At 57.6% G+C, this 24,307-nt stretch carries 21 protein-coding genes and 1 tRNA gene; 11 read left to right on the top strand and 11 right to left on the bottom strand.

Annotation, left to right across the window (positions count from 1 at the left end; translation table 11 throughout):
* Nucleotides 1–199: 199 nt before the first annotated feature.
* Nucleotides 200–1,171: an XdhC family protein gene (locus EM595_RS14650; protein ID WP_067433644.1), complete on the bottom strand. Its 972-nt coding sequence runs from the start codon at nucleotides 1,169–1,171 to the stop codon at nucleotides 200–202.
* Nucleotides 1,171–1,746 (bottom strand): nucleotidyltransferase family protein, encoded by a 576-nt coding sequence (locus EM595_RS14655; RefSeq protein ID WP_067433647.1) that lies wholly within the window; start codon nucleotides 1,744–1,746, stop codon nucleotides 1,171–1,173. The genes EM595_RS14650 and EM595_RS14655 overlap by 1 nt, the downstream gene beginning before the upstream one ends.
* A 233-nt stretch (nucleotides 1,747–1,979) precedes the next feature.
* Here EM595_RS14655 and acuI point away from each other — a divergent pair, with 233 nt between their 5' ends.
* A complete protein-coding gene (acuI, locus tag EM595_RS14660) occupies nucleotides 1,980–2,963 on the top strand; it encodes an acrylyl-CoA reductase (NADPH) (protein WP_067433650.1) in 984 nt (327 codons plus the stop codon).
* A gap of 197 nt (nucleotides 2,964–3,160) precedes the next feature.
* Nucleotides 3,161–3,691, top strand: coding sequence for a hypothetical protein (locus tag EM595_RS14665; protein ID WP_067433653.1), 531 nt, complete (start codon nucleotides 3,161–3,163; stop codon nucleotides 3,689–3,691).
* Here EM595_RS14665 and EM595_RS14670 read toward each other — a convergent pair whose 3' ends face one another.
* Nucleotides 3,692–4,705 carry an ABC transporter substrate-binding protein gene (locus EM595_RS14670; RefSeq protein WP_067433656.1) on the bottom strand — a complete coding sequence of 338 codons (1,014 nt, stop codon included), beginning with the start codon at nucleotides 4,703–4,705 and terminating at the stop codon, nucleotides 3,692–3,694.
* 229 nt (nucleotides 4,706–4,934) lie between these two features.
* Here EM595_RS14670 and EM595_RS14675 point away from each other — a divergent pair, with 229 nt between their 5' ends.
* Both EM595_RS14675 and EM595_RS14680 read left to right on the top strand, forming a co-directional pair.
* Nucleotides 4,935–5,810 carry a LysR family transcriptional regulator gene (locus tag EM595_RS14675; RefSeq protein WP_269446998.1) on the top strand — a complete coding sequence of 292 codons (876 nt, stop codon included), beginning with the start codon at nucleotides 4,935–4,937 and terminating at the stop codon, nucleotides 5,808–5,810.
* A 151-nt stretch (nucleotides 5,811–5,961) separates the two neighbouring features.
* Nucleotides 5,962–6,471: an SRPBCC family protein gene (locus EM595_RS14680; protein ID WP_067435523.1), complete on the top strand. Its 510-nt coding sequence runs from the start codon at nucleotides 5,962–5,964 to the stop codon at nucleotides 6,469–6,471.
* A gap of 323 nt (nucleotides 6,472–6,794) precedes the next feature.
* Here EM595_RS14680 and EM595_RS14685 read toward each other — a convergent pair.
* Nucleotides 6,795–6,870: transfer RNA gene (locus EM595_RS14685), tRNA-Phe, on the bottom strand.
* A 194-nt stretch (nucleotides 6,871–7,064) separates the two neighbouring features.
* On the opposite strand from EM595_RS14685, the gene EM595_RS14690 reads away from it, so the two are divergent.
* Together EM595_RS14690 and EM595_RS14695 are read left to right on the top strand one after the other, a co-directional pair.
* Nucleotides 7,065–8,387, top strand: coding sequence for a methyl-accepting chemotaxis protein (locus EM595_RS14690; protein WP_067433662.1), 1,323 nt, complete (start codon nucleotides 7,065–7,067; stop codon nucleotides 8,385–8,387).
* Between the two features lie 250 nt (nucleotides 8,388–8,637).
* Nucleotides 8,638–9,600, top strand: a complete 963-nt coding sequence (locus tag EM595_RS14695) for an omptin family outer membrane protease (protein WP_067433665.1) — start codon at nucleotides 8,638–8,640, stop codon at nucleotides 9,598–9,600.
* A gap of 64 nt (nucleotides 9,601–9,664) precedes the next feature.
* Here the strand turns inward: EM595_RS14695 and mrdA are convergent, their stop codons facing one another.
* Together mrdA and EM595_RS14705 are read right to left on the bottom strand one after the other, a co-directional pair.
* Entirely contained in the window at nucleotides 9,665–11,521 is a 1,857-nt protein-coding gene (gene mrdA, locus EM595_RS14700; RefSeq protein ID WP_067433668.1) for a peptidoglycan DD-transpeptidase MrdA2, read from the bottom strand.
* Nucleotides 11,522–11,640: 119 nt separating this feature from the next.
* The gene (locus EM595_RS14705; RefSeq protein WP_067433671.1) at nucleotides 11,641–12,015 is read right to left on the bottom strand and encodes a VOC family protein; all 375 of its coding nucleotides are present in this window, start codon (nucleotides 12,013–12,015) and stop codon (nucleotides 11,641–11,643) included.
* Nucleotides 12,016–12,057: 42 nt separating this feature from the next.
* On the opposite strand from EM595_RS14705, the gene EM595_RS21485 reads away from it, so the two are divergent.
* Nucleotides 12,058–12,192, top strand: a complete 135-nt coding sequence (locus EM595_RS21485; RefSeq protein ID WP_262410935.1) for a hypothetical protein — start codon at nucleotides 12,058–12,060, stop codon at nucleotides 12,190–12,192.
* 153 nt (nucleotides 12,193–12,345) lie between these two features.
* The gene (gene ftnA / locus EM595_RS14710) at nucleotides 12,346–12,858 is read left to right on the top strand and encodes a non-heme ferritin (RefSeq protein ID WP_067433675.1); all 513 of its coding nucleotides are present in this window, start codon (nucleotides 12,346–12,348) and stop codon (nucleotides 12,856–12,858) included.
* A gap of 62 nt (nucleotides 12,859–12,920) precedes the next feature.
* On the opposite strand, the gene EM595_RS14715 is transcribed toward ftnA, so the two are convergent.
* Nucleotides 12,921–15,281, bottom strand: a complete 2,361-nt coding sequence (locus tag EM595_RS14715; RefSeq protein WP_067433678.1) for a glycoside hydrolase family 31 protein — start codon at nucleotides 15,279–15,281, stop codon at nucleotides 12,921–12,923.
* Entirely contained in the window at nucleotides 15,278–16,597 is a 1,320-nt protein-coding gene (locus EM595_RS14720) for an MFS transporter (protein WP_067433680.1), read from the bottom strand. Before EM595_RS14720 ends, EM595_RS14715 begins: the two co-directional genes overlap by 4 nt.
* 243 nt (nucleotides 16,598–16,840) lie before the next feature.
* Between EM595_RS14720 and EM595_RS14730 the strand changes: the two genes are divergently transcribed.
* Complete coding sequence (locus EM595_RS14730) at nucleotides 16,841–17,902, top strand: LacI family DNA-binding transcriptional regulator (protein ID WP_067433682.1); 1,062 nt, start codon at nucleotides 16,841–16,843, stop codon at nucleotides 17,900–17,902.
* A 7-nt stretch (nucleotides 17,903–17,909) separates the two neighbouring features.
* Here EM595_RS14730 and EM595_RS14735 read toward each other — a convergent pair whose 3' ends face one another.
* Both EM595_RS14735 and EM595_RS14740 read right to left on the bottom strand, forming a co-directional pair.
* On the bottom strand, nucleotides 17,910–18,209 hold the full coding sequence (locus tag EM595_RS14735; RefSeq protein ID WP_371317217.1) for a type II toxin-antitoxin system RelB family anti-toxin: 300 nt from the start codon (nucleotides 18,207–18,209) through the stop codon (nucleotides 17,910–17,912).
* Between the two features lie 3 nt (nucleotides 18,210–18,212).
* On the bottom strand, nucleotides 18,213–21,104 hold the full coding sequence (locus tag EM595_RS14740; protein WP_071852528.1) for an EAL domain-containing protein: 2,892 nt from the start codon (nucleotides 21,102–21,104) through the stop codon (nucleotides 18,213–18,215).
* Between the two features lie 514 nt (nucleotides 21,105–21,618).
* Here EM595_RS14740 and EM595_RS14745 point away from each other — a divergent pair.
* On the top strand, nucleotides 21,619–22,239 hold the full coding sequence (locus EM595_RS14745; protein ID WP_067433687.1) for a response regulator transcription factor: 621 nt from the start codon (nucleotides 21,619–21,621) through the stop codon (nucleotides 22,237–22,239).
* 281 nt (nucleotides 22,240–22,520) lie between these two features.
* Nucleotides 22,521–23,762 (top strand): serine hydrolase domain-containing protein, encoded by a 1,242-nt coding sequence (locus EM595_RS14750; RefSeq protein ID WP_071852529.1) that lies wholly within the window; start codon nucleotides 22,521–22,523, stop codon nucleotides 23,760–23,762.
* Here EM595_RS14750 and EM595_RS20715 read toward each other — a convergent pair.
* Nucleotides 23,674–24,291: a cupin domain-containing protein gene (locus EM595_RS20715; RefSeq protein ID WP_071852530.1), complete on the bottom strand. Its 618-nt coding sequence runs from the start codon at nucleotides 24,289–24,291 to the stop codon at nucleotides 23,674–23,676. The genes EM595_RS14750 and EM595_RS20715 overlap by 89 nt on opposite strands.
* Between the last annotated feature and the right edge of the window lie 16 nt (nucleotides 24,292–24,307).

Here is a 24,307-nt window from a genome sequence, read left to right on the forward strand (position 1 = left end):
GCCGGATAGCCGGGGTGCAGGGGCGGGGCGACTGCCGCCCCTGCTCGGGCGGCCCGAAGGGCAGAACGAAATAGCCGTTGACCTTAAAGACGTTGACCTTAAAGCCGCCTGCAAGGCAGAACCAGGCAGCCATTGACCTTACGCCGCCTGCAAGGCAAAAAGCCGCCCGCTTCCGGGCAACAAGAAAGCCCGCCTGCGCTCAGGCCCTCTCCCCCCCATTTTTGGCTTTAACGATATCTGCCATCACCGCCAGGGCAATCTCTGCGGGCGTCTTGCTGCCGATATCCATGCCAATCGGCGCATGAATGCGCGTCAAATCCGCGGCGCTAAGATCGCCGATTTGTGCCAGACGCTGGCGGCGATTGGCGCTGTTGCGCTGCGAACCCATCACGCCAAGGTAAAACGCAGGCGTGTGCACCGCCTCCATCATAGTAAGATCGTCCATGCGCGGATCGTGGGTCAGCGCCACCACCGCGGTGTTGGCGTGGCAGCTCTGCTCTTCCAGATAGCGGGCAGGGAAGCATTTTTCCAGCCGCACCGCAGCGTCGAGCTGGCTGGCGAAGTTGGCTAAAAAATCAGGCCGGTTCTCGCAGACGATAGTTTCAAAACCCAACGATACCGCAAAACTGGCGCAGTACAGCGCCACCGTCGACAAACCGGCAACGATCAGTCGCGGCGGTGCGGCAATCGTCAGCGTGATGCGATCGCCCTGCTGCTCGACCACCGTGCTGCTGCGCCAGACAATCTCTTCCAGCCTTTCGCAGGCGTGCGGCAGCGTAATCACCTTTTGTAATGCCAGATGCCCGGCCAGCGCACGATGCAGCTGGGCCAGCCGCTGCGCGTTGTCATCACTGGGTTGCAGATGCTCAATCAGAATGTCCAGCACGCCGCCGCAGGGCAAGGTGCGATCCGGCGTCAGGCCACCATCGCCATAGCGCACGCGCTGGCTTGGCTGCTGAAAATCGCCCTGCCGAATACGGCGAATAAAATCTTCTTCAATGCAGCCGCCGGAAAGCGAGCCGCAATAGTCGCCATCGGCGGTAATCACCATCATGGTACCCGGCGGGCGCGGCGAGGAACCAAAGGTGCATAACACCGTGCAGAGCCAGACCGGCTGGCTCACCAGCCAGCGCTGTCCCTGATCGATCACCTGTAAATCTATATGCTGCATCAGGGTTTTCCTGTGGTGTTAAGCGGGAGATCGATATCGTCAACCACACCGCGATCGGTGCTGCTAATCAGTAACGGTGGATGTTCACGCAACAGCGCTTTCGCGCCGCTGTCGCCAGCGAGCTGTAACAGGCTGTCGCGCAGCGGCGCGGCAAATCCCACCGGATGGCCCGGCAGCTGCTGCCAGACCATCCGCGCGGTCAGCCGCTGTGTCAGCGCCTGCGTGACCTGCTGATAGGCCGCAACCGGCACGCCTGGCATATCGCCCGGTTGAATCAGCCAGCCCTGCCAGTTCAAACAGCGGCGCACCCCTTCCGCGATGGTGTCGCCCATGCCGCGTGAATCGATAGCGCACCAGCTCACGTTCGCCTGCGTACACAGCGCCTGAATGCCGCGATAGTCGGGCCGCGTAACCACCTGCACCGGCAGGCCAGACGCCACGGCATGGCGCAACACCGCGGCAAACAGCGGCTCGCCGCTGGCTAACGGCTGTTCCAGCTTAACGCCCTTGCCGCCCGCGGCCTGATAGCGTCGTCCAAACCCCGCCGCCGTGATGATTATCCCGCAGCTGTTCATGGTTATTCTGCCTGAGAAAGCTAAAAGCGTAGCTGAGGGTCGGCAAAGGCGAAATGCACGAAACCCGGTTTTTCTTGCCTGAACCTCGCGATCTGCACGCTTCTGCGCCGTTTGATCGCTTTTCTGCCCCAGCCGCTTGATATGGCGCAGCAAAATGCGCGGCGGAATTTGCCGACCTCGCCATTTGGTCGCATCATAAAGATTACTTTTGCAGACCCCTTACAGGAGCTTTTATGTTTCGTGCGCTGGTCATTAATGATAACGAGGCGGAAGGCTATCACTGCCGGTTACAGGACGTAGATGAGAGCCAGTTGCCGCCGGGCAACGTCACCGTGGATATCGATTATTCCACGCTTAACTATAAAGATGCGCTGGCGATCAGCGGTAAGGCGCCGATTATTCGCAGCTTTCCGATGGTGCCGGGCGTGGATTTTGCCGGCACGGTCAGCGCCAGCGACGATGCCACCTTTGCCCCCGGCGATAAGGTGATCCTGACCGGCTGGGGCGTCGGCGAGCGCCACTGGGGCGGGCTGGCACAGCGCGCGTGCGTGGAAGCGGGCTGGCTGGTTAAACAGCCGGATAACCTCAGCGCCCGCCAGGCGATGATTATCGGCACCGCAGGCTTTACCGCCATGCTCTGCATCAATGCGCTGGAAAAACAAGGCATTACGCCCGCCAGCGGATCGATCGTGGTCAGCGGTGCCAGCGGTGGCGTTGGCGGCGTGGCGGTGAGCCTGCTCGCCCGGCTCGGTTATCAGGTCAGCGCCGTTACTGGCCGACCGCAGGAGCGCGACTATCTGCTGCAGCTTGGTGCGGCTGAGATCATCGATCGCAGCGAGCTGGATAAACCCGGCAAGCCGTTGCAGAAAGCGCGCTGGGCGGCAGCGATCGATACGGTTGGCAGCCACACGCTGGCTAACCTCTGCGCCAGCGTGATGCACGGCGGCGCGGTAGCCGCCTGCGGTAACGCGCAGGGCATGGATTTTCCAGCCAGCGTGGCGCCTTTTATTCTGCGCGGCATTACGCTCACCGGCGTCGACAGCGTTACCGTGCCACAGGCGCAGCGCCAGCACGTCTGGCAGCAACTCGCCGGGCTGGTGGATGATGCGCTGCTGGAATCACTCAGCGATGAATGCACGCTGGACGAGGCGGTGGATCGCGCACATCAGCTGATGGCGGGTGAAATCCGCGGTCGGCTGGTGGTGAAATGTCGCTGATTCCGCCCTGACGATTCCCGGCGATCGCGTCTGATATCGCCGGGAACCTCACCGCTTTCCCTGCTCTCTTCTGCCCGCCCGGTTTTTTTTGCCGTTACGCCCGTTTAATTGATAAAAAACCGCTTTTCGCCCGCTATGCTTTACAGACGACACACGCACGCCTTCTTCTGTTCGCTGTACCCATAAAGGAAAAATCGATGAATATTGCCTGTTTAGGCTGGGGTTCGCTGATCTGGAAAACCGAAGCGCTGCCGGTTGAGGGAAGCTGGTTAACGGATGGCCCGCAGGTGCCGATTGAGTTTAGCCGGGTGAGCGACGGCGGCGAGCTGTCCACCGCTATCTGTCTGAACGGCGCGACCGTGCCAGTGCTCTGGGCACGGCTGGCAACCGATTCACTGCCCGCCGCCTGCGAAGCATTACGCCAGCGCGAACAGATTCCGGCGGAGCGCACCGACGGCGTTGGCCGCCTGGTGGTGGGTGAATCAGCAACCGGCCCGCTCAGCCAGTGGGCGCGGCAGAACCAGCTGGATGCGGTGATCTGGACCGCCCTGCCGCCACGTTTTGCGCTGCTCGAAGGCCGTACACCCAGCGTTGAGGAGGCGATCGCTTGGCTGGCTGGATTGCGTGGCGAACAGCAGCAGCACGCCAGAGACTATATCGAACAGGTGCCTGCGCAGATCGATACGCCCTACCGTCGCGCCATCAAACAGCAGCTTGGCTGGGGCTGATTAACCCGCCAGCGGCGGTTCAGCGTGCAGAATGCGTTCAGCCTGCTGTGCAGTGAGCGGATAATCAAAGAAGCGCCGATAAAAATCCTGCGTGATCTTCACCATATCGATGCCGACAAAACGCTGCGGATGCAGCTTCGCCGCGGCCCACTGGATCTGTAGCGCTGCTTCGGTGCCGTAGCGATCCCACGGAAATACCCCGGCCGGATTTCGCCAGACGCGATGCTGTTTAACCGCGGGCAGGCTACTGAACAAAGCGGCATAATCCGACTGCTCTAGCGTGCCCGCGCTGGCATCAATAATAATCACCTCAGGCTGCCAGGCGATGACACTCTCAGGTGTCGTCTCCTTCATGTTGCCAGAAACCTGCGCAGCGGCATTGCGTCCGCCCGCCAGCCGAATCCAGGTGTCGATCAGCGTATCGCGACCATCGACCTTTAACGGATGCAGCGACTGAATGTGCAGCACGCGCGGCCGCTGCGCCTCGCTCAGATTGCGGGTTACCGCACCGATCGCGTTAACCTTCTCATCGAGATACGCATTCCAGGCCCGCGCGCGCTGGCGTGCCCGATCGGTGCCCACGACCTCAGCGGTGGTCAACAGATCGCGCTTCATCGACGGAAAATCGTTGAACTTCATCACCAGCGTCGGCAAACCGGCCCGGCGATACGCGGCGGCATCGTCATCCTCGGCGGGCACAAACACCACATCGACATGACGAGCCAGCAGCGCTTCGCTCTCAAACGTGCGGCCGCGCACCGCCAGCGCCTGCTGTAGCGACGGTTGAATGGCAAACATCCACGGCCGATCGGCGGCATGATTGACCGTGGCGACGATGCGGTCACCGGCGCCCAGCGTCATCAGCACGGAATGATGCGCATACCAGCCGTCGGCGATGGCGCGGGCCTGCGCAGGCACCTGAACCTGATTGCCCAGATCGTCAGTGACCGTTCGCGCCTGCGCGCCGCCAACCATCAGCGCAGCCAGTAGCGGCAATAAAAGAGAAGGTTTCATCGCGGTAAGCCTCTTCGGCAAAAAGGTAAACGGAGTGACGCGCAGTATGGCATTCGCTATGTATTGTTGTTTATAACGCTGTGCGGTTTGTCGATGGTAGCAAGGCGCGGCTTGCCGCTGGCGGTCGGCTAATGCGAGGATTGAGCCTGTGCCGCGATGCGGCAACCTTTTACAACTGAGCAGCCAGGCGCCCCGGACCATGAAAACCCTTAACTAGCTCGATTTAAACCTGCTGAAAGCGCTGGCGATGCTGCTTGATGAGCGCAACGTCACCCGCGCCGCGCAACGGCTCGGCGTTACTCAACCGGCGATGAGTGCCATGCTGAACCGCCTGCGCGACGCCTTTGGCGATCCGCTGTTTATCCGTGCGCAGCGCGGCCTGGTGCCGACGCCGCGCGCGCTGGAATTGGTGGAACCGCTGCGGCAGATCATCAGCGATGTCAGCACGCTGCTGCAACCCGTACGCTTCGATCCGGCCAGCGCAACGCAAACCTTTACCCTCGCCGCCACCGACTACGCGCTCGGCACACTGGCGGTGCCGCTGCTGGCGGCGCTGAAGCAGCAGGCGCCGCAGATGCGCGTCAGCCTGATCGCCGTGGATCATCAGCGGATCCAGCAGCAGCTGGAGCGTGGCGAGGTTGATCTGGCGCTGCTGACGCCGGAGATCGCCCCGCCCGATCTGCATGCTCGCCGCCTGTTTGATGAGCATTATGTCTGCGTGATGCGTGAAGGCCATCCGCAGGCAGCGCAACTGCCGCTCACGCTGGATCGCTTCTGCCAGCTCGATCATGCGCTGGTCTCGCCTGGCGGCAATGCTTTTCACGGCGTAACTGATGCGATGCTGGCACAGCTTGGCCGTCAACGACAGGTCACGTTGTCGGTGCAGAGCTTTATGCTGCTACCGGCCATTTTGCGCGCCAGCGATATGGTGGCAGTTTTGCCTTCACGGCTGGTGGCCGATCTTAAGGGACTGATCGGCTGCCCGCCGCCGTTAGCTATTCCCGGTTTTACCAAAATCGCCGTCTGGCATGCGCGCAGCCATCACGACAGCGCCCAGCGCTGGCTACGGGAATTGCTGTTTACCCTGAGTGCAGATCAAGCTTAATTACAGTGCGTTGCGCTCTGATATCATTTTCCGTTATACCCGAGATAAAAATCCAGGATTGGTTTTATATCTGCTCCCTCTGCATCATGCTCAGCATCGCCGGGCCAACGCGTCCGGCTTCACCGACTGAGGAATGAAGATGCGCAATACAATGAACGCCATTATCTGGCCAGCAGATTTTGAGCCGGGCTACACCGAAAATTTCGCCTCAAATGAAATCATCCTCGCGGGTCTGAGCGCCGCCGATATCTGGCCGTTACTGGCCGACGCCAGCCGCTGGCCGGGCTATTATGCCAACTCCGCCAACGTCCGTTTTTATGATGGCGCGGGCCCGCAACTGGCTGACGGCGTGCGTTTTTACTTTGAAACCTTTGGCTTTCCGGTGGAAGCTCAGTGCAATGAATATCAGCCACCGACAGCGGATCAAGCGGGCCGTATCGCCTGGCACGGCTGGGCGGGCGAAGGCGATACGCGTCTTGATGTGCATCACGCCTGGCTGGTTGAGGATCTTAGCGGCCAGCGCGTGCGCATCCTGACTCAGGAGACGCAGAAAGGTAAACCGGCGGCTGAGCTGGCGCTGGCGAATCCGAACCCGATGATCAACGGTCATCAGGACTGGCTGAATGGTTTGGTCAGCGCCGCACGGGCCGCGAAGGTGTGAGAAGTGAGTCAATCGAACGGCGTTCGATGAGGCGTTTGGCTTCTAAAAAGCAAAAACCCAGCCAGAGGGAGGTGGCGAGTCAATCGAACGGCGTTCGATGAAGAGTTCGGCTCCTGAAAAGCAAAAACCCAGCCATAGGCTGGGTTCTTTAATAAGTGGTGCCCGAACTCGGACAAAAACGTCGGGAACGTTTTTGACGGACGCTTCAGCGTCCGCCCGCAGGGCGAGCCACAAGGAGGTGGCGAGTCAATCGAACGGCGTTCGATGAAGAGTTCGGCTCCTGAAAAGCAAAAACCCGCCTTTTGGGCGGGTTCTTTAATAAGTGGTGCCCGAACTCGGAATCGAACCAAGGACACGGGGATTTTCAATCCCCTGCTCTACCGACTGAGCTATTCGGGCAACGGGGCGCATTAAACAATAACGGCAGAATGCCGTCAAATGCTTTTCATTGAAAAGCGAACCGACTGCGCTCTTTTGCATCAACGGCGTCGCAAATGAGTAAAAAAAGGTAACCGGCAAACGGCTTTTGCTGAATCCCTGACCGTTTCAGCCGATAACAGCGGGGACACCCACAAAAAAAATAAGGTCTCCCCATGTTCAGCACCATTACATCAGGATTGATGTCGCGCATGGCCAGCCAGCCGCGTCGACACTCGTCCGCGACGCTCAGCTCGTTGAAAGGCTCGATTGCTATGATCGAGTTCAGCGAAGATGGCACCATTATCACCGCTAATCCGCTGTTTCTCGACAGCATGGGCTACACGCTGACGGAAATTGTTGGCCAACATCACCGCATTTTTTGTCCACCTGAAGAGGTCAGCTCAGCCGGTTATGCCGCTTTCTGGCAGCGACTGCGCACGGGCGACAGTTTAAGCAGCAAATTCTTACGCCTGGCAAAAAATGGCCGTCCGGTCTGGCTGGAGGCGCACTATGTGCCGGTGAAAGATCGCAGCGGCAAGGTGTTTAAAATCGTTAAGCTGGCTACTGATATCACCTCGCATATCGTCGACGCACAGGAAAAACGCGCCATCACCACGGCGATTGAACGTTCGATGGCGGTCATCTCCTTTAACCTGCAAGGCGAAGTGCTGAAGGCCAACGACAACTTCCTGAAAACCATGGGTTACCGTGAGGAAGAGGTCAGCGGTAAGCATCACCGCATCTTCTGTGCGGAGTCGGTTTATAACAGCGCAAAATACACCGAGTTCTGGAACAAGCTAAAGCGCGGCGAGTTTATTTCCGGGCAGTTTCCCCGCATCGATAAACAGGGTAAAACCGTCTGGCTGCGCGCCACCTATAACCCGGTTTTTGACAGCAACGGTCAGCTTTATGAAGTGGTGAAATTTGCTACCGACGTTACCGCACAGGTCGAGAAAAACCTGCTGGAACGGCAGGCGGCATCGCAGGCGTATCAAACGGCGCTGGAAACCGATAAGAGTACCCGACTGGGAGCCACGGTAATTGAAAACAGCGTGCAAACCATGCATGACCTGGCCGGTGAACTGCAGGGCATCTCGGGCGATATCTCCGATCTCAGCGAGCAGTCTGAGCGCATCGCCTTTATCGTCGAGAGCATCCGCAGCATCGCTAATCAGACCAACCTGCTCGCGCTTAATGCCGCCATCGAAGCCGCACGCGCGGGCGCACACGGCCGCAGCTTTGCGGTAGTGGCAAATGAAGTACGCACCCTGGCGGCGAACATCAACCACGCCACCAGCGAGATCGAAGGCATGATCCAGCAGAACCATACGTTGGCGGATAAAGCGCTGAAAGGCATTGAATCGAATCTCAAACGCGCCGATCAGGGCGTGGTGCTGGCAAAGGAAGCGGGCGGCGTGATCGCAGAAATCCGTGACAGCGCCTCCGAAGTGGTGCGCGCCATTGGCTCCGTCACCGAAGCGCTGAAGGCAAAATAATCAATCGGTGCAGCAGTGCTGCACCGGTTATTCCCTGGAAGCCTGTTTATGAGCAACAGGCGCAGGATGCTATTTATTATTTAAGCACGCATCTGCATGAAATAAATCAATCAAGAAACGGCTCAAAGTTAATAAAATAGTTTATTAAACGTAAAATCAACGTCGATTTATTTCCGCTGAAAATAAAAATAACCCCATGGTAATGTCATTATGTCGCACACGACCTCGGGTTAATTATAAGGAAATAATCATGAAAAAAACTTCAGCCTCTTTATTTAGCGTCACCTCTTGCCTGTTAACGCTGCCGTTACTTTTCTCTTCACAGGTCAGCGCTAATTCACTGACGCAGGGCGATGTACAAACCTCGTTATCCTTTGGCTTTCTCAGCGGAAAAGCAAAAGAGTTTGTATTTGATGACAGTTATAAACTCAGCGAACTGAACTGGACGATAAAAAATGCGCCGATAGTTAACGCTGAGTTTAACTATGACATAACGCCGCGTTTCAGCCTTAACGCACGCGGCTGGACCACCATCGTGGGCGGTAACGGCTTCAACAATGACTGGGACTGGGAAGACATCAACGATAACAACTTCACGTCGCACTCCTGGGGCAAAACCAACCTGAATTATGCCAATGAGATCGATCTCAGCGCGCGGGCCTGGTTTTTACAGACCGACCGTTATCAGGCAGGCGTGTTAGCGGGTTATCAAAAAAGCCGTTTTAGCTGGAATATGCGCGGCGGAAAATATAATTATCGCGGTGAACTGGATGACAACGATAATTACATCGCTTATCCGGAACCAGATACGGGCGAATTTGATAACAGCAAACTCAGCCTTGGCTATAAACAAAGTTTCAGCGCACCTTATATTGGCCTGACTGGATTGTGGCGTAAAGATGATGTTGAATTTGGCGCCCTGGTAAAATTTAGCCCGTGGGTACAGTCAAAAGATAATGATGAACATTATTTACGCGATGCCACGTTCCGTAATAAAGGCAACGACGCTAAAATGGTTTCAGCGCGCGTCTATGCTGGCTACGACATCACGCCGCAAATTAAGCTGCTCACCGAGGCAAGTTATACGCGCTATTCCTTTACCCGCGCTGATACGCAAATCTTTGATGAAGAGGGAGTAGAAAATCATCCAGGTGGTGGCGGTTTGAGCAATCAAAGCTGGATGGTGCAGGCTGGCTTGCAGTACCGTTTTTAACACTCGCTATACGTAGAGATAAACGCATCAGCCGCCGCCGCTTCTGCCCGCGGCGGCTGATTTTTTACGGTACTGGTTTTGCTGCAGGCAGGAAAATATGGTCGAGAATATTGCGCATCACCGGCGCGGCGGTTACGCCTTCGCTGCCGCCATTTTCCAGTATCAGCGCCACCGCCACCTGCGGATGATCGAACGGCGCAAACGCGGTGTAGAAAATATGGTCACGCAGCCGCACGGGGATCATCTTCGCGTTATAGGTCTGATCTTTGCGCAGGCTGAATACCTGCGAGGTGCCGCTTTTGGCCGCAATGCCGTACGGCGCGGTGTGAAAGTATTTATAGCCGGTGCCGTTGGGCGCATTGGCCATGCCAAACATCGCGTGGCGCACCAGCGACCAGTACGGCGAACTGGCGCTGCCAATCTGCGGCTGGCTCTGCGTTGGCTGCCAGGGCGTAATCTGCTTGCCGCGCTGCGCCTGCGCCAGCAGATGCGGCTGCGTCACCCGGCCATTATTGATTAAGGTCACCATCGCCTTCACCATCTGAATCGGCGTGGCGATCCAGTAGCCCTGACCGATGCCGACCGAAATGGTATCGCCCTGATACCAGGCTTTTTTGTGCACCCGCTGCTTCCATTCGCGGCTCGGCAGCAGGCCGTTGTACTCTTCATGCAGATCGATGCCGGTGGCTTTGCCGTAGCCAAACTCGCTGAGCAGCTGATGAATGCGGTCGATGCCCATCATATAGGCGACCTGATAAAAGAAGGTGTCGGCGGACTCTTCAATCGCTTTGGTGACATCCAGCATGCCGTGGCCGCTGTGCTTCCAGTCGCGGTAGCGCCGGTCGGTGCCAGGCAGCGTCCAGGTTGGCGCACCGAAAAAGTGGCTCTGCGGCGTGATCACGCCGGTTAACAGCGCCGACATCGCCATATAGGGTTTCACCGTTGAGGCCGGTGGATAAAGGCCCTGGGTCACGCGATTGATCAGCGGCAAGTTTTTATCCGCCAGCAGATGCTGATAATTTTTATAGCTGATGCCTTTCACAAAAGGATTGGGATCGTAGCTCGGGCTGGAGACCATCGCTAATACGCCGCCGTCGCGCGGATCTTCTACCAGCAGCGCGGCCCGCTGCCCGGCCAGCTGGCGTTCAATATACTGTTGCAGATGCAGATCGAGCGTCAGAGTGAGGTTTTTTCCGGCTACCGGCGGCACCTCTTTCAGCACGCGCACCACGCGGCCATGGTTATCCACCTCGACCTCCTGATAGCCCGGCTTGCCGTGCAACAGCGACTCGTAAAAGCCTTCAATACCCTGCTTGCCGATGTTGTGATCGGCAGCGTAGCTTTCCGCGATGCCCGCCGCGCTGAGCCGCTTGTCATCGGCGTCGTTGATTTTTGAGACGTAGCCAACCACGTGTGCCAGCTCGGCGCCATATGGATACTGCCGATCCTGATAGCTCTCCACCGCCACGCCGGTAAAGCGATACTGATTCACCGCGAACCGCGCCACCTGCTCATCGCTGAGCTCGCTTTTCAGGATCACCGGCTTATAGCGGCTGCTCTGTTTCAGGTCATGTTTAAAAGTGTCGATCTCATCCGGCGTCAGGTTAATCAGCGGCGTCAGCGCCTGCAATGTGGCCGCCATATCGCTGACCTTATAAGGCGTGATCTGGATGTCGTACCAGGTGACGTTTTTCACCAGCGGAATGCCGTTGCGATCGTAGATCAGGCCGCGCGTCGGCGCGATGGGGATCATCTTGATGTCGTTTTGATTGGATCGGGTCTGGTAGTAGCCATGTTCATCAATCTGCAAACGGTAAAGATTGCAGGCCAGAATGGCAAAGCAGGCGATTACCAGCACCATCGCCACGCAGGCGCGACGGACAAACAGCCGCTCTTCGGCCTCAAAATTACGCAAATTCACAGAAAATTATCACACGCTTTGTCATCGTTAGCTGGCCGATGATAAAGCGTCGCGGGCACACCGCCAGCGATAAGATGCACGATTACGCGCTAAAGTGTGACATTTGTTAAGCGGCGCGTTTAGTCAAGATCCTCACCGACCATCATGCGGTGCCCGTCGGGCGTTACTACGCTGAACTCGCGCATGCCGTGCGGCTTATCCTCTGGCGGCTGCGGCAGAATGGCGCCGTTGCGGGCAAACTCAGCGTAAAGCGCAGCGGCATCGTCAACGTAGAGATAGGCAAAATAGCTGTGATCGCCGGTGGCGGAAGGCAGCATCGCGTCGGGCGAATGGCCGAGCATAATGCGCACGGCACCGCGCGTCGCCAGCTGCCAGCCAGACGCCTCCGGCCAGGCGAGCGTAAAGCCCAGCACGTCACGGAAATACGCCGCGCTGCGCGACAGATCGGGAACGGCCAGCACAAAAGCACCAGCCAGCAGGGTTGAATCGGTCATCGGGCATGCTCCAGTATTAACGTGAGATAAGGGGATAAATGCTTGCTCCCGGTCGACGTGGCAACCGGCAACTCGCGTGCGGCTGAGCAGCATGACCGCACGCAAGCTGCTGTACAGGCTGCCATTGTCGCCGATGCATCAGCAGAAAGCGTTATCCTTTGGCTGAAAGCGGAATGATAACTACTGCTATTCAACAATCGAATTAATTATCTTTAAAATCAACAAAATAAGCGAGCACCTTTACCAGAAAAGAGTTCAGTTTTGCCCGGTATTGCTGCATACTTCGCCGCATCTGATGCTAAATTGATTAACCATTTTAAGGGTGACGGCATGTTAACTAACGAAATGACCGGCAAACTGAACGAGCAGTTAAACCTCGAATTTTACTCCGCTAATCTCTACCTGCAGATGAGCGCATGGTGTGCCGACAAAGGCCTGGAAGGCGCCGCGGCGTTTCTGAAAGAGCATTCGCGTGAAGAGATGGAACACATGCAGCGCCTGTTCGATTACCTCAGCGACACCGGCGCCATGCCGGTTATCGGCACCCTGAATGCACCGCCGGTATCGTTTAATTCGCTCGCCGAACTGTTTGAGCAGACCTACGAACATGAAAAGCTGGTGACCAGCAAAATCAACGAGCTGGCGCACGCGGCGATGATGTCACAGGATTACTCGACCTTTAACTTCCTGCAGTGGTACGTTTCCGAGCAGCACGAAGAAGAGAAACTGTTCAAAACCGTGCTGGATAAACTGGCGATGGTCGGCTCTTCCGGCAAAGGCCTGTTCCTGATCGATAAAGATCTGGCGCGCATGAACGCCAACAGCCACGGCCCGTCAGCATAACAACCGGTTCATAGCATCGCAAAAGGGCGCCTTTCGGCGCCCTTTTTGTTGCGGCATTTTCGCTATGCCAGCGTGAAACGCCGACTTTCTTCGCCCTGCACACAGAGCGTACGCTGCTCGCCTGGCGGCAGCAGCAGTTCCAGTTCACGCCACGCCGGACGGTAATCGCCCTGCTGCTCAAAATGGATATCGATACGCTCAGCGTCGCAACGTATTGTCCAGCGCAGCCACAGCGCATGACCGTCGCGCCAGCCGTGGCTTTCACCATCATCCTCAAACAGCATGCCGCAGCTTTCGCCCGCCGATAACGGCCAGATCGCCAGCTGACGCGTGGTATCCGCTATCGAAGCATCACAGCCGTAAGCGTTGCCCAGCGGCAAGGCGGCACCGGCGCGCACCAGCAGCGGCAGACGCTCCAGCGGGGCTTCCAGCGTAATCTGCTGACCACCGGCAAACCACGTGCCGCTGTGCCAGTCATACCAGCCGTGCGGCTGTTCAGGCAGCCAGAGCGTGCGCTGGCGTGCGCCCTGCTCCACTACGCTGGCCACCAGCAGATCGCGTCCCAGCAGAAACTCATCGTTCTCCTCAAAGGTGCGCGCATCATGCTCATGATCGAGGAAGGTCGGGCGCAGCATTGGCTCATCTTCGCTGCTCGCCAGCCAGAGCAGCGTATAGAGATAAGGCATCAGCCGGTAGCGCAGCCGAATCGCCTCGCGCACCGCAGGTGTTGCCGCCGGATACATCCACGGCTCGTTGACCGTGGCGTCGTCGTTCCACGAGTGAATGGTAAAACGCGGGTGCATGACGCCATTTTGTACCCAGCGGATAAACAGCTCGGCATCGGGTTTATCGCCAGAAAAGCCACCGACATCGTGACCGACGTTATACAGCCCCGACAGACTCATGCCGATGCCCATACGCGTGTTGTAACGCAGCGTCTGCCAGTTGGTGCGGTTATCGCCGCTCCAGGTCTGCACATAGCGCTGCATACCGGCGCAGCCGGAACGCGAGATCAAATAGGGCCGCTTTTCCGGCGCAAAGCGCTGCTGCGCTTCCATCGAGGCGCGCATCATCAGCAGCGGCATAACCGGACGAATATGCTTGATGGCGATCTCATCACCAAAGCCGTGGCAGCGCGCCTCGCCGTCCCACACTTCATATTCGTTGTTGTCATTCCAGGTGGCGTCGATGCCCATTTCCAGCAGCTGGCTGGTAACATTCTCCTGCCACCAGCGCACGGTGGCCGGATTGGTGAAATCGAGATGCGACCCTTCGTCATCCCAGAACACCGAGCGTTCCGGGCTGTCCTGCTCTGAATCGCGGATAAAAAGCCCCTGCTCCGCCACCTGCTGATAGCGCGGATGATCCTGCAACAAACAGGGTTTGATATTGGCGGCGAGCTTCAGCCCGGCGTCATGAAAGGCCTGGCTCATCGCCTGCGGCTGCGGCACCTTGCTGTAGTTCCAATTAAAAACGTAGCGCTTGTTGTTGATTGAGGTATATCCCGACGACAGCTGGAACGAATCGCAGGGGATTTGATGCTCGCGGCACAGTTCAATGAACTTCAGCAGCTGCTGCTGCGCATCGGGCGCATCGGTGTAATGCATGGTCGAGCCGCTGTAGCCCAGGCTCCACTTCGGCAGGAACAGCGTGCGGCCGGTCAGGCGCACAAACGCCTTGGTGACGTCGAGCACACGCGGGCCGAGCAGCAACCAGTAGTCGAGATCGCCCGCTTCGGCGCGGTAACGGCGATAGGCAGGATGGTAATTATCCAGCTCGTTGCCGAGATCAAACCAGCTGCTGCTCAGGTTGTCATAAAACAGGCCAAAGCTGGCGTTGCCGCGCTGGGTGATGGTGAACGGAATGTGCTTGTAGAGCGGATCGGTGCTGGCGGCGTTGTAGCCCATCGCATCGAGGTTGCGCATCTCAAAACGACGGCCGCCGCGGTTGAGATCGCCGCTCTTCTCGCCGAGGCCATAAAAGCGCTGATCGGCCTGGCGGCGCTGATAGTGCTCAACGCCGTTGCCCTGTGCGTCGAGCAGATAGGCGCCGGTATGCCGATCCTCTGCCAGCGGCTGCCAGTCGGTGCCATCGTGATATTCCCAGGCGAGCCACAGCGGCTGGTGCACGGTAACGCGCAGTCGGCCGCTGGTGAGTAGCAGTCGATCCTGCTGTTGCTCCAGCTGATAGCCGGGCGGTGTAAAGCCCGCCAGCGATTCACGGTCGCGCCCCTGCCACGGCACATCGTCTGCGGGCGCAATACTCCAGCTGCGCGGCAGATCCAGCACGCCCTCGCGTTTAATCAGCACGCGCATCACGCCGTCGCCCAATACGTACAGGCGGAACAGATGACGTCCATCCACCTTCAGTTCGATAAAAGCGTCGGTTTGCTGCGCCAGTTGCCACTGTTTTAAGGTTTTCATTGTGTCTTTCCTGAATCTTTAGCAGAGCGGCGATCGGCAATCCAGATCACCAGAAAAATGGCGCCGATAAGGTCAAAGAACCCCATTGCGATAAACAGTGGGTTGAAGCCCACGGTGTCGGCAGTGACGCCGATAATCAGCGAGAAGATAAAGCTGGCGATCCAGGCGCAGGAGCCGCGCATGCCGTTGACCGTCGCCATCTGGCCGCGATCGAACTTCTCCACCACCAGCGCGCTGAGCATGCAGGAGATGATCTGATGGCCGAAACCGCCGATGGAGATCAGCGCGATCGCCAGATAAGGATCTTTTACCTGGGTCATCGCCGCCAGCGACAGCATCAGCACCGCGCCGGTCACCGAGCTGGCCACCACCGAGTTGACGCGCGTACAGCCAAACCAGCGGGTATAGAGTTTGGTCAGATAACCGCTGGCGACGCTGCCGAGATCCGCCGCCAAAAACGGCAGCCAGGCGAACATCACGATCTGTTTCAGATCCATGCCGCGTTCGTTGGCGAGGTAGAGCGGCACCCAAAAGCTCAGCACTGCCCAGGCGGGCTCGGCGAGAAACGCCGGTAACGCAATGCCGTAAAAGCGTTTGTCTTTGCCGATGATTTTCAGCGCGCGGAAAAACGGCAGCCGCACCGCCGGTGGCTCGTTATCCTGGCTGATAAAGGCACGTTCTTCGTCGGAGAGGCGCGGATGCGTTTCCGGCGAATGATAGAGAAAGGCCCACAGCGCGACCCACACCAGACCAATAGCGCCGGAGAGCAGAAACGCGCCCTGCCAGCCAAAGCTGATGTGCGCCACATAGATAATCGGCGGGGCCAGCATGGCACCCAGCGAAAAGCCGACGCCCGCCCAGCCAGCGGCAATCGGCCGCTCTTTTTTCGGGAACCAGTCGCCAATCGCTTTGGCGTTAGCCGGGGTGGCCGCCGCTTCCGATGCACCCATGAAGAAGCGCAGGATCGCCAGCTGCAGCCAGCTTCCGGCACCGGCATGCAGCAGGCACATCAGCGACCAGAAAATGGCGCAGATCAGAAAGCCCATTTTTAAACCAATGACATCAATCAGCCAGCCGCACACCGGCTGGAACAGCGTATAGGCGAGCTGAAACGCCGCCACCACCCACGAATATTGCTCGGTGGTCATGTTCAGGCTGGTTTTCAGCTCCGGTGCCAGAATGCCGAGTGAATTACGGGTGATGTAGTTGACGGTAACGCCGAGCAAGAACAGCGCCAGCATCCACCAGCGCAGATTGCGAAAGATCCGCCGACTGGTCACCGCAGCGACCGGTTTAGTATTGCTATCCACGTGCATGTTTCTGCTCCACATGTTGCCCGGCAACCGCCAGGACGAAGGGGTTCATCTGTTCGAGGATGAGGGGAAAAACGTGACCTGCTGTGAAGCTAATCAAGGCAAAAACGTGGGTACAGCCACTTTTTTGAAAACTTTTACATGGGACACTATCGCGCCGGAGGTCAACGGGAATGCAGACCGTTATGACGTGGCTTTCTGCATAATGAAAAATTTTTCATGGCGTAATATGCGTGGGATCACAAAATGAAAGGAAAGCTCAATATCAGGGAAATTGCGGCGCAGGCGGGCCTGTCGATTGCCACCGTGTCGCGCGTGCTGGCGGGCAAAGCGAACACCCGTGCCGCCACCCGCGAAAAAGTGCTGGCCATCGCCCGGCAGCACGGTGTCATGGAGAACCTCACCGCTGGCCGCCTGCTGCTGAATAATCTGGTGGTGTTTGCGCCGCCGCGCGCCTTTGATCAGCGTACGGATATCTTCTACTACAAGGTGATTCAGGGCATTCATCAGGCGCTGAACCATCACGATGTGCGCGTGCGCTACTGCGGTATTGATGAGCTGGACAGCGACGCCGCGCTGTTTCTGGAAAAGATGCACCAGCCGGAAACCGACGCGGCGATCATCGTGGGCATTGATGACCGACATATTCATCAGCTGGCGGCCGAGCTGAACAAGCCGTGCGTGCTGATTAACTGCCTCGATCAGCGCATGCGGTTGCCCGCCGTGTCGCCCGATCATCAGCTGATCGGCCATTTTTCCGCTAACTATCTGTTTGAGCAGGGACATCGCCAGCTGCTGACCCTGCACTGCCTGCGCCGTTACACCATGGCGCAGCGGCTGGCGGGCGTGCGTGACGCCTGGCGCGCCAACAATCTCTACATGGATGAGCGCCGCCATCTGCTGACCGCCGAGGGCTTTGGCAGTGCCGAGGCGGAGCAGCGGGTTAGCGCCTGGCTACAGCGTACGCCAGCCAACAAGCGGCCAACGGCGATCCTCGCCGGTGGCGATTTTATGGCGATGGGCGCCATGAGCGCGCTGCAAAATGCCGGCCTGCGCGTGCCGCAGGATATCTCGGTCATGAGCATGGATGGCTTCAACCTGGCGGCGATTCACGATATCGCCCTGACCTCGGTACACGTGCCGCGCAACGAACTGGGCAGTGAGGCGGTGCGCGTGCTACAACAGCGGCTGCTCAACCCCGACGGCCCGTGCGGCAACCTGCTGCTCGCCGGTCGGCTGGTGAACGGCGAAACGGTGCGCCGCCTGCGTCAGCAGGCGCCGGTGCGTCAGGAAGGACTGTACGAATAGCGCGGCGCTACAGGTGAAAAATACGCCCGCTGCCATCGGGCAGTTCAACCGTGATGCTCAGTTTGCCGCCCAGCGCCTCAACGTAACGCTTCAGGGTATCAAGCTTGATTTCGTTGCCGCGCTGCTCAATTTGCGCCACCGCAGGCTGGCTGATGCCCATGCCTTCGGCGACGTTTTTTTGTGACAGGTGCAGCTCTTCACGCAGCTTTTGCAGGCCAGGCTGCAACAGCATCGCCTCTGCCATATCCTGAATCAGCATCTTCCCTTCCGGCATCGCATTAGTTTCCGTTTTCATCTTTACCCTCAGTGGTCATATCGATGGCAGCAGGCTTCCGCCCTGTAGCCAGCATTGTTGTTCCAGACTCTCCAGCCGCAGTTCCGACGGCTGCGGTCGACCAAAAAAGTAGCCCTGAAACAGCGTGCAGCCCTCTTCGCGCAGCTTGAGGAACTGTTCGCTGCTTTCCACGCCTTCGGCGGTGATCTGAATATCCAGACTACGGCTCATGCCGGTGATGGCGCGAATGATCGCCAGCGCCTCACGGCTGTCACCCATGTCGTTGATAAACGACTTGTCGATTTTGATTTTGTCGAAGGGAAACGAGCGCAGGTAGCTGAGCGATGAATAGCCGGTGCCAAAATCATCCAGCGCGATCATCACGCCCAGCGCCTTGAGGTTTTGTAGGGTGCGAATGTTGCCGAGCGAATCGTCCAGCAGCACCGATTCGGTGATCTCAACCTCCAGCCGGTGCGGGCTCAGGCCGGAATCGCGCAGCGCCGCTTCCACCGTTGACACCAGCGAGCTGTTTTTAAACTGCATCGGCGACAGGTTCACCGAAATGGTCTGCTCGCCCGCCCAGCTCACCGCTTCGCGGCACGCCTCATACAGCGCGTAGGCGCCCAGCATATGAATCAGCCCGGTCTCTTCAGCGATGGGAATAAAGTCGTTGGGCATAATCAGCCCTTTAACCGGATGGTGCCAGCGCATCAGCGCTTCATAGCCGAGAATATTAGTATGTTCGGCGTCAGTAATGGGTTGATAATAGAGCTTAAGTTGCTTGTTGGTGATCGCTTCGCGCAGGTCGTTTTCGATGATGCGCCGCGTGCGGGCCGCGTCATCCATCGCCAGCGTAAAATGTTCATAGCGGTTGCGGCCATTGCGCTTAGCCTCATACAGCGCCATGTCGGCACAGCGCAGCAGATGTTCCGGTGAACCGATCGCGCTGCTGGCCAGCGCAATGCCAACGCTCAGCCCCACCGTCAGATTATGCCCTTCGATGTTAACCGGTGGCCGAATCGCTTCAATCAGGCGCGATGCCAGCGCGCTCGCCTCATCCAGCTTATCCAGCCCCGGCAGCACAATGGCAAACTCATCGCCGCCGATGCGTGCCAGCGTATCGCTGTCGCGGATCACGCCGCGCAGCCGTTTTGCGACCGATCGCAACAGTTCGTCGCCAATCTGGTGGCCCAGCGCATCATTCACATTTTTGAAGTTGTCGAGATCGAGGCACAGCACCGCCAGCAGCTTGTGATGCTGGGCATCGGTGCGCAGCGCCTCGCTGAGTCGCTGACGGAACAGCACGCGGTTCGGCAGGCTGGTGAGATTATCGTGGTGCGCCATATGACGAATGCGTGCGTCGACTTCCCGCTGATCGGTCACGTCTTCGACAATCAGCATGACGTAGTCCTGACGTGCATCCTCGCCTTTGATGGTGGTGGCGCGCGAATGCAGAATGCGTTCACCGGTCGAGGTGGTGAGTAACTGCTCACACTGATGCACGCCTTCGGTACGCAAGGCGATATCCGCTAAATCGTTGAAGTAGTCGCTCAGCTCGGGCGACATACAATCCTGCGGACGACGATGCTGAAACTGCGCTTTGGTGGTGCCGAACAGCTGTTCTGCTTTGTCATTGATCAGCAGAATTTCGCGTGAAATAGCGTCTTCCACAATCACGCAGGAAGGTATATTGCTGATGATGTTATCAAGAAAGTTCGACAGCGATTCCATCTGCGCGCTCTGCGCTTCTGCCAGATCTTTCGCACGCAGCAGTTGCTGTTCATGCTCGCGCTTTTCCGTCACGTCGCGGGTGATTTTAGCGTAGCCAATCAGCTTACCGTTATCGTCATGAATGGCGTCGATCACCACATGTGCCCAGAACGCGCTGCCATCTTTACGGTAACGCCAGCCTTCGTCCTCGAAACGGCCAGAGGTGAACGCTACGTGAAGATTGGCCTCCGGCGTTTTCTCCAGGCGCTCCTGCCCGCTATAAAACACGGAAAAATGTTTGTTGAGAATTTCGCTGGCGAGATAGCCTTTTGCCCGCTGGGCACCGGCGTTCCAGTTCACCACCCGGCCCTGCAGATCCAGCATATAAATCGCGTAATCGGTGACCCCTTCCACCAGCAGACGGAATTTGGTCTCCTGTTCGCGTCGTTCGCGCTCCACGCGCTGTTGTTCGGTGCAGTCACGGGTGATTTTGGCGTAGCCAATCAGCTGGCCGCTCTCGTCACGAATGGCGTCGATGATCACGTGCGCCCAGAAGGTGGTGCCATCTTTGCGATAGCGCCAGCCCTCATCTTCAAAGCGGCCGGTACGCCAGGCGGTTTGCAGATTGCGTTCTGGCAAATAGGTCAGCCGATCCTGCATGCTGTAAAAAATACCGAAATGCTTGCCGATCACCTCTTCAGCCACATAGCCTTTGGCGCGCTGCGCACCGGCATTCCAGTTCACCACCAGCCCATCCTGATCGAGCATGTAGATGGCGTAATCGGTGACGCCTTCCACCAGCAGGCGGAACTTCGCCTCCTGTTCGCGCACTTTGCGCTCCGCTTCCTGCGCCTGCGTGCGGTCGCGGGTAATCTTGGCAAAGCCGATCAGCTTGCCACCGTCGTCATGCACGGCGTCGATCACCACATGTGCCCAGAAGGCGCTGCCATCTTTGCGCAGCCGCCAGCCTTCAGTTTCAAAACGCCCGGTTTCGCGGGCGATGCTTAAGCCGCGCTGCGGCATGCCTTTATCGCGATCTTCCTGGGTATAAAATTGCGCAAAATTTTTGCCCACGATCTCCTCGGGCGTGTAGCCCTTGGCCCGTTGCGCGCCGGCATTCCAGTTGGCCACGGTGCCATCCGGCATAAGCATATAAATGGCGTAATCCACTACGCTTTGCACCAGCAATCGATACAAAATATCGTCGTTGTTATTCATTCTGATTTGCCTGTCATCGTGCTGTGTGTTGACTCGCCGGAAAAGGTCCAGCGATAACTCGGCCTGGTTGTTCAGCGCGGCGCTGAACAGAGGTTGCTGACACATGATTATCACGTCTTACATAGAGAGTTTATCGGCAACAGCGAGGAAATATTCAGCCAACCGGCATCATGCCAGCGCTTTTTTGCCTGCCGCCGCGCCAGACGCGACATGGCTTGCAGAAGAATTAGCACGTTACGCCGGTTCTGCCGCGCTGCGGATTAACTGATTATAAAAGCAGGTGGCAAAAAAATAGCAATGTGCATTAGAATTGCGCTGGCTGATTAATTTCGACAGCAAATACTATTATAAAATTCCTTTTTACTCTTTTTTAGAGACAAGTCTCAAATTGGTCTCATCCAGAGGCGGCAATAATGGTCAGGGAAGCACCGGCTTTGTAATTAATGATGGTGGTAACACCGTCGTTTAACAAGGCAGCAGTCAATTTAGCTCATCGCATTTCTGGGAAACGCACATGATTAAAACTATTTTTATTGTTGATGATCATCCGATCATATGTACGGGAATTAAAGCGTTTCTACGCGCCAATGGATATGAGATCGCCGGGATTGCTGAGAATGGGCTTTCGGTTATCGCTGACGTCGGGCTGCATCGTCCCGATTTGGTGATTATGGATCTCAACATCCCCGGCAGGGATGGTATACAGGTTATTGAAATACTTAAAAAAATAAACTCAAGGCAGCGCATTATCGTATTGACCGCGTCGGAAAGCGAATACCATTTGCAGCGCTGTCTGCAGCTGAACGTGGAAGGCTTCGTGTATAAAAGCCACGATATCAGCCAGCTACTGGTGGCTATTCGCGCGGTCAACAAAGGCGAGCGCTATTATCCATTGCAGATTGACCTGGAGAGTGAAGATCGCGACAGCGAAAGTCGCCGTTTAATGAGCCTGTCACGCCGTGAATTGTCGGTACTGGTTCGCCTGGCGTCCGGACAGTCAAATAAAGAGATTGCGGCACAGCTCTGTCTGAGCAATAAAACCATCAGCACCTATAAGGTAAAGATCCTGAGAAAGTTGGGGATAAAAAGCATTGTAGAAATAAATGAAATGGCGAAAAGAAATAACCTTGTCTGATTGATATTCTTCTTTTTTTGCCAACTGGTCAGAGTTGTTCTCTTTATTTTTAGGAACTTTTTTAGCTCTTCTTTTAATACGTTCGTGTAATGCAGCCATGGCGGCGGGCCGTTATTATGTTGTTTATTTCCAAATCCGCGGGATAAATAACGTAAATCGCTGTCCATGGCTGATTATCCCTTGAGCGATCCCCGTCAGTAACAGTAGACTTGCCGCCACGTTTCACCTCGCCTGTTTGTGCCCCTATGTTATCGCCGAAATTATTGTGCGGAATGGCCCTGATGCTGTGCCTGAGCGGCTGCGGCACGCTATCCAGCAATCACATTGATCTTTCCGCACGCGCGATGCATCTGGCCGTCTGCGGTGCGCCGCTGTGGCAGCAGGTTGACGCGCTGGCGCTGCCGCAACTGCAACAGACGCCGGGCATCAGCATCGCGGTGCTTGATGCGCAGGGCAGGCAGCAATTATTTAACTACGGCTATCTGGATAGTTCCAGAAAAGCGCCGGTAACCAGCGACACGCGTTTTGCCATCGGTTCGCTGAGCAAAGGTTTTACCGCCGAGGCCACCGCGTGGCTGGTGCAACATCAGCAGCTGAACTGGCAGGATAAACTCGGCGCGCTGCTGCCCGATCCCGCCGCGCTGAGCGCTGACGCCCGGAATATCACCCTTGAGCAGCTGGCGACCCACAGCGCCGGTCTGCCGCGCCAGATCACCAACAGCGCGATGCTGGCAAAGCTGGTCGACTACCTGTTTACCGGCGCGCCCTTTTATCAGGATCTCGATCGCGGTGAGTACCGGCGCTGGCTGGCCGCGTTCCATCGCCCGGCTCAGCCGCAGGTGGTTTATTCCAATCTCGGCTATGCGTTACTCGATCGCGCGGTGCTGCTGAAAAGCGGCCAGCCACCACAACAGTGGGTCGCACAGCAGATTTTGCAGCCGCTGGCGATGCGCCACACCGGCTATCAGCCAGATGCGCTGCCCGACAGCGCCGATCGCGCCGTGGGTCACGCGGGCGACCAGCCTAAATTTATGTCGCGCGGCCAGCCGGTGCCGGACTGGCAGTTTCACGGCGATATGGTGGGCGCGGCCGCGTTGTGGTCAACCAGCCGCGACCTGCTGCGTTATGCGCAGGCGCACTTGCAGGGCAGCGGCGATGCCACGCTGGATGCGGCATTTCAGGATGCGATGCGGGTGCGCATTACCGCGCCCGGCCACGATGATGCGGCGCTGGGCTGGCTGCAAAACACGCTGTTTGGCCAGCAGATCCTTTATCAGTCGGGGTTTATTGGCGGCTTCGCCAGCTATATTGGGCTGGATCGCCGCCACGGTACGGCGGTGGTGGTGTTGCAGAACAGCTTTAACTGGCGCAATGATATCGGTCATCGCCTGCTGCTGCGCCTGGCGGAGCAGCAGGATCATCCCTGTACGACAGCTAGTGTTGCGCTACCGGATGCCAAAAGTGAGTCAGCGCACCTTCTCCGCCGGTCAGCGGATCGTTCTCTGGTAGCGGCACGTGACTGATGCGTTCCTGCGAGCGCTCCAGCAGGCTTTTATCATCACGTAGCGTTTCGGGCTCCATCTGATTGGGATAGGCGCCGACGCAGAAAAAATCTTCGCTGGCGGCGACCTGCTTATGGCCGACGCCCGCCGGAATCAGCACCGCATCCCCGGCGCGCAGCGTGACCATGCGGCCATTGTCACCGCCAAACAGCACTTCTGCCCAGCCCGCGCCCACGCCCAGCAGCTCATGAGTATTGGGATGATAATGGGTATAAGGATGGATTGGATAGCGCCAGCGCGGCGTCCAGTGATGCTGCGCAAAGGTCTTTTCAAACCAGCCGGCGATATCCTCTTCTTCGCCCTCCTCCACCTCATGCAGCCCAACGCGCGGATAGATGATCAGCGGCAGCGGGTTATTGGGCACGCCGTTGTCGACGGTGGCCAGCATCAGATGAAGCGGATTGGCCGATGCGCCGGCAGAAAAAGTGCCAGCCGCAAAGGACATAGAAAGCAGTAACGACGACGACACGGGCACAATGGGAGGACACATAAGCCATCTCCAGACA

The organism is Duffyella gerundensis (genome assembly GCF_001517405.1).
GTDB lineage: Bacteria > Pseudomonadota > Gammaproteobacteria > Enterobacterales > Enterobacteriaceae > Duffyella > Duffyella gerundensis.